This is a genomic window from Bacteroidales bacterium (assembly GCA_018334875.1).
Classification (GTDB): domain Bacteria; phylum Bacteroidota; class Bacteroidia; order Bacteroidales; family UBA12077; genus JAGXLC01.
Genome location: JAGXLC010000314.1, coordinates 1 through 4733, shown reverse-complemented (window position 1 = coordinate 4733; position 4733 = coordinate 1). Strand labels below are relative to the sequence as shown.

The 4733-nt window shown below is 44.2% G+C and carries 6 protein-coding genes; all 6 read left to right on the top strand.

All coding sequences use genetic code 11. From position 1 onward, the window contains the following. On the top strand, positions 1-848 hold an 848-nt coding region (locus tag KGY70_17190), incomplete at its 5' end, for a phage tail sheath family protein (GenBank protein ID MBS3776936.1). An 83-nt stretch (positions 849-931) separates the two neighbouring features. After that, complete coding sequence (locus KGY70_17185) at positions 932-1366, top strand: phage tail protein (protein ID MBS3776935.1); 435 nt, start codon at positions 932-934, stop codon at positions 1364-1366. A 17-nt stretch (positions 1367-1383) separates the two neighbouring features. Continuing rightward, on the top strand, positions 1384-1860 hold the full coding sequence (locus KGY70_17180; protein ID MBS3776934.1) for a phage tail protein: 477 nt from the start codon (positions 1384-1386) through the stop codon (positions 1858-1860). Between the two features lie 3 nt (positions 1861-1863). Beyond that, positions 1864-2037 (top strand): hypothetical protein, encoded by a 174-nt coding sequence (locus KGY70_17175; GenBank protein ID MBS3776933.1) that lies wholly within the window; start codon positions 1864-1866, stop codon positions 2035-2037. Positions 2038-2098: 61 nt separating this feature from the next. Further along, complete coding sequence (locus KGY70_17170) at positions 2099-2791, top strand: hypothetical protein (protein ID MBS3776932.1); 693 nt, start codon at positions 2099-2101, stop codon at positions 2789-2791. A gap of 9 nt (positions 2792-2800) precedes the next feature. Beyond that, positions 2801-4549, top strand: coding sequence for a type VI secretion system tip protein VgrG (vgrG, locus tag KGY70_17165; GenBank protein ID MBS3776931.1), 1749 nt, complete (start codon positions 2801-2803; stop codon positions 4547-4549). Positions 4550-4733: the final 184 nt, after the last annotated feature.

Genomic DNA, 4733 nt, shown 5'->3' with positions numbered 1-4733 from the left:
TTGAAGGTACCAGCAACAGTTATTCGCAAGTTGCTGACATTCCTGCACTGGGATCAGGCGAACTGGATCTGAGTACATATTCCAACAAGAAAAACAGAGCCCTGGCCGCCATCAGCTACCTGAATGAGAATCTGGGGCTGCAAAAATTGCTGGGAGCATTGGAAGATCTGTTCCAAACAGCCATTCACAATGAAAATCAAGCAGAAAAGAGGCTGGTGGAAAATCACCCTTTCTTCTATTCCGTTTTTTCCAGCATTAAGAGGAAAATGAGTTATCTGCCACCTTCTGGCTTTATTGCCGGTGTATATGCCAATATTGACGAAATAAGGGGCGTATGGAAAGCTCCGGCCAATGTCAGTCTTAACAATGTTCTGGCCCCGGCTGTCAAAATCAATCAGGAAGAACAGGAGAGTTTAAATGTTCATCCCACCGGTAAATCCATCAACGTGATCCGCAGCTTTACAGGGAAAGGGATACTGGTATGGGGTGCCCGCACCCTTGCCGGCAACAGCAACGAATGGAGATACATCTCCGTGCGGCGTTTGTTTATCATGGTGGAAGAATCCACCCAAAAGGCAACAGAAGCCTATGTTTTCGAACCCAATGATGCCAATACCTGGGTGAAAGTTCGGGCAATGATCAGAAACTTCCTGACAACCCTGTGGCGCCAGGGAGCATTGGCAGGAGGCTCACCCGATCAGGCTTTCTTTGTTGCAGTTGGACTCGGAGAAACCATGACCGCCCAGGACATACTCGAAGGCAGAATGAATGTAGAAATCGGGTTGGCTGTCGCCAGACCGGCAGAATTCATTGTACTTAAATTTTCGCACCTCATGCAATCGGGTTAAAAGGCATTTTCCTGAAAGCCTTTCAGCAATAAAAAGGAATAATCACAAATGAATAGAAAGTTAAATCAAAAAATTCAGAAATCATGGCAGAATATCCATTACCAAAATTTCACTTCGAAGTAGACTGGGGTGAAGACAGAAAGATTGCTTTTACCGAAGTTTCCGGTCTCGATGTGGAAACGGAACTGATCGAATACCGGGAAGGATCAAGCAAAGAATATTCCAAAGTTAAGATGCCCGGAATGATCAAGTACAGCAACATTACCCTGAAAAGGGGAACCTTTAAAGGGGACAATGACTTCTTTAAGTGGTGGAATGCCATCAAATTGAACAAGGCACCCAGGGAATCGGTTACCATTAACCTGCTCAACGAAAACCATGAAGCTATCGTGACCTGGGAAGTAAAAAATGCATGGCCTGTTAAGGTGCAATCCACCGACCTGAAAGCCGACGGCAATGAAGTGGCTGTCGAAACCATGGAGCTGGCTCATGAAGGGCTTACTATTACCAATAAATAAACTAAACGGGTTGTTCTATGGCAGAATATTATCCACCGGTAGGGTTCCACTTCTCAGTAGACTTTTCTGAAGTAAGTGATGAGTCGAATGACACCAGATTTCAGTCGGTGTCGGGTTTGGATGTGGAATTGGAGACCGAAACCATAAGGGAAGGCGGTGAAAACAGGTTTGAGCATGTACTGCCGCTCCGGAGCAAATATCCAAATTTGACTTTAAAAAGGGGTATGCTCAAAGATTCAAAGGTCATCGACTGGTGTCTGGATGCTTTCAATAATCTAATCATAGAACCACGATCTATAGTGGTCAAGCTGCTTCATTTTGAAAAGCAGGAGCAGGATGATGAAGTTACATGGGAACAGAAGCCTCTTGTATCATGGAATATAGTCAATGCCTGGCCGATTAAGTGGAACATTTCCGATCTGAGTGCTGAGGACAGCAACCTGGTCATTGAGACCATAGAATTAAGATATCAATATTTTACAATTGAAAAGTAAGTTATGCCTATTGAAATCAAGGAATTGCACATAAAAACCTATGTTGGTGAAGAGGAAAAACCGGAAACCAACGCTGGTTCAGAGGATACGGAAAACATAAGAGATCTGAAAAGCAAGATCGTTGCAGATTGTGTCGAACAGGTCATGCAGGTATTAAAGGAAAAAAAGGAAAGGTAGCTCCTTTCAATCCTTGCTTCATGTATGGATAATCTCAACAGTCAACCTAAACCTTTGAATGATGTCAGATGAATTGAGCAAGATGAAAATAGTGGCCTACAAGGATCCGGAATTCAATGAAAAAGTGGAAGAAGGAGAATTTACTTCACTGGTCAATCCCGAGTCTTATTCTTACAAATATAAGATTGACACGGATGATGAGCAGCCACCCGGGACTAGCGCCACAGAGGTAAAATTCAACAAGATCAAACCCGAAGAGCTTGACTTTGAATTCATCTTTGACAGTACAGGAGCCCTGCCGGGAGCACCGGCTTCCGAGGAGGGAGTTGTGAATGACGTTGAAAAGCTCAAAAAAGTGGTTCTTGAATACAATGGCGAAACCCATAAGCCCAACTATCTGCGTATAAGCTGGGGTACCCTGCTTTTCAAGGGTACCCTGACCCAAATGGATGTCAATTTCAAGCTTTTCAAATCCGATGGTACACCAATCCGTGCCAAGGCCAAAGGGAAATTCAAGGGTTTTGTGGAAGATAACCTGCGGGCAGCAAAAGAGAATGCACAATCACCCGATTTGACCCATATCGTGGTAGTGAAAGAAGGTGATACTTTACCGCTTATGTGTTCACGTGTTTATGGTGATCCCAATTATTATATGCATGTAGCAGCCTATAATAACATTGTCAATTTCCGGAAAGTGGAAGCCGGAACCGAATTGTTTTTTCCACCTATTGATAAGTCTGCTCAGGAGAAATAAAACAAATATATGAGTAACGAAAGAACCATAGAAACACCAAAAACTTCTGATCTGGTTACACAAACCATTAAGATCAATGGGGAGGAGGTATCACGCAAACTGAATATTGCAGCCATCACTGTCAACAAAGAGATTAACAGGCTCCCGTCGGCGTGCATCAGCATTTATGACGGCAATGCAGCATCCGGTGATTTTCCCGTAAGCAATACCGATCTCTTCACTCCGGGCAATAACGTGGAAATACTGGCTGGCTACCATTCAGAGGAGGATACCATCTTCAAGGGGGTAATTGTTAAAAACAACATCAGAATGAGAAGGGAAGGTTTGCCCCTGTTCACTGTGGACTGCCGGGATGCATCTTACAAAACAAGCCTCATTCAAAAAAGCCGGTATTTCTATGAAAAGAATGACAGTGAGATCATTAAAGAGATACTTGGTGACTACGAACTTGAAACGGATATAGAAAGTACGGAGGTAACGCATCCTGAAGTGATTCAGTTTGATGTCACCGACTGGGATTTTATCATGACCCGTATCGATTTAAACGGCAAGGTTGGATTGGTTGATGACGGGGAATTCAGTGTGAAGTCCCCGGAAATAGCTGATGAAGAAGTGGTAAAAGTGACCTATGGGGCTACCATGCTGGAATTCGACGGGGAAATTGATGGCAGGTTACAATATTCAGGAGTAAAGGCGTTTAGCTGGAATTATTCATCTCAGGAAATTTCCGGGGCAGAAGCATCGGAACCAGGTACATCAGAACCAGGCAACATCTCGGCGAAAGACATTGCCAGTTCTCTTGAAATGGAAGTCTTTCAGATGCAGCATGGAGGAAGCCTGAGCGATGAAGTTATGCAATTATGGGCCGATGCCAGGTTATTGAAGAATCGCCTGGCGAAGGTTCGCGGTCGTGTCAAATTTAAGGGTAAGGCTGATGTAAAACCGGGAAAAACAATTGCCATCGAAGGAGTTGGAGACCGGATGAGTGGCAATCACTTTATCAGTGGTGTCCGGCATCAGATATACGAAGGCAAATGGGAAACGGATGTTCAGTTTGGTCTGGATCCGAAATGGTTTACAGAATTGTACGACAACGTCCGAAGCAAGCTCTCCACGGTGTCTTCGCTGGTCAATGGTTTGCAGGTTGGAGTGGTGACCAAACTGGAAGGTGATCCCGACGGAGAAAACCGCATACAGGTCAAGTTGCCGGTAATTAATCCCGATGAAGAGGGGGTATGGTCAAGGCTCGCCTGCCTGGATGCCGGAGACGGCAGAGGAACTTTCTTCAGGCCGGAAATTGGGGACGAAGTCGTAGTAGGGACTTTTGCCAGTGATCCTTTAAACCCGGTCGTTCTAGGGATGCTGCATAGCAGCGCAAAGCCAACCCCCAAAGAATTATCTGATGACAACCACGAAAAAGGATACATCTCAAGAAGCGAAATGAAGCTTCTCTTCAATGATGACAAGAAGTCGGTTACACTGGAAACGCCGGCAGGCAAAACATTTAAGATTGATGAAGATGCGGGCTCCATTGTGCTGGAAGATGAAAACAGCAACACGATAACCATGAATTCAGATGGCATCAGCATGGAAAGCGGGAAAGATTTGAATATCAAAGCAACGGGAGATGTCAATATAGAAGGGGTCAATGTCAACACCAAAGCCCAGGCAAGTTACAAGGCTGAAGGAAGTGCAGGTGCCGAACTAACATCCAGCGCCAATGTAAAAATACAAGGAGCGTTGGTCCAAATCAATTAACAGCTGGCAAATGACAACAAATGACAACCGAATGACAATGAATGACAATGAATGACAATGAATGACAACCGAATGACAATGAATGACAACTGAATGACCACAAATGACTATAAATGACAATTGAATAACTATTAAATTTCAGAATATAACAAACCAGTAGTATATCATGAACCATTAACCAGAT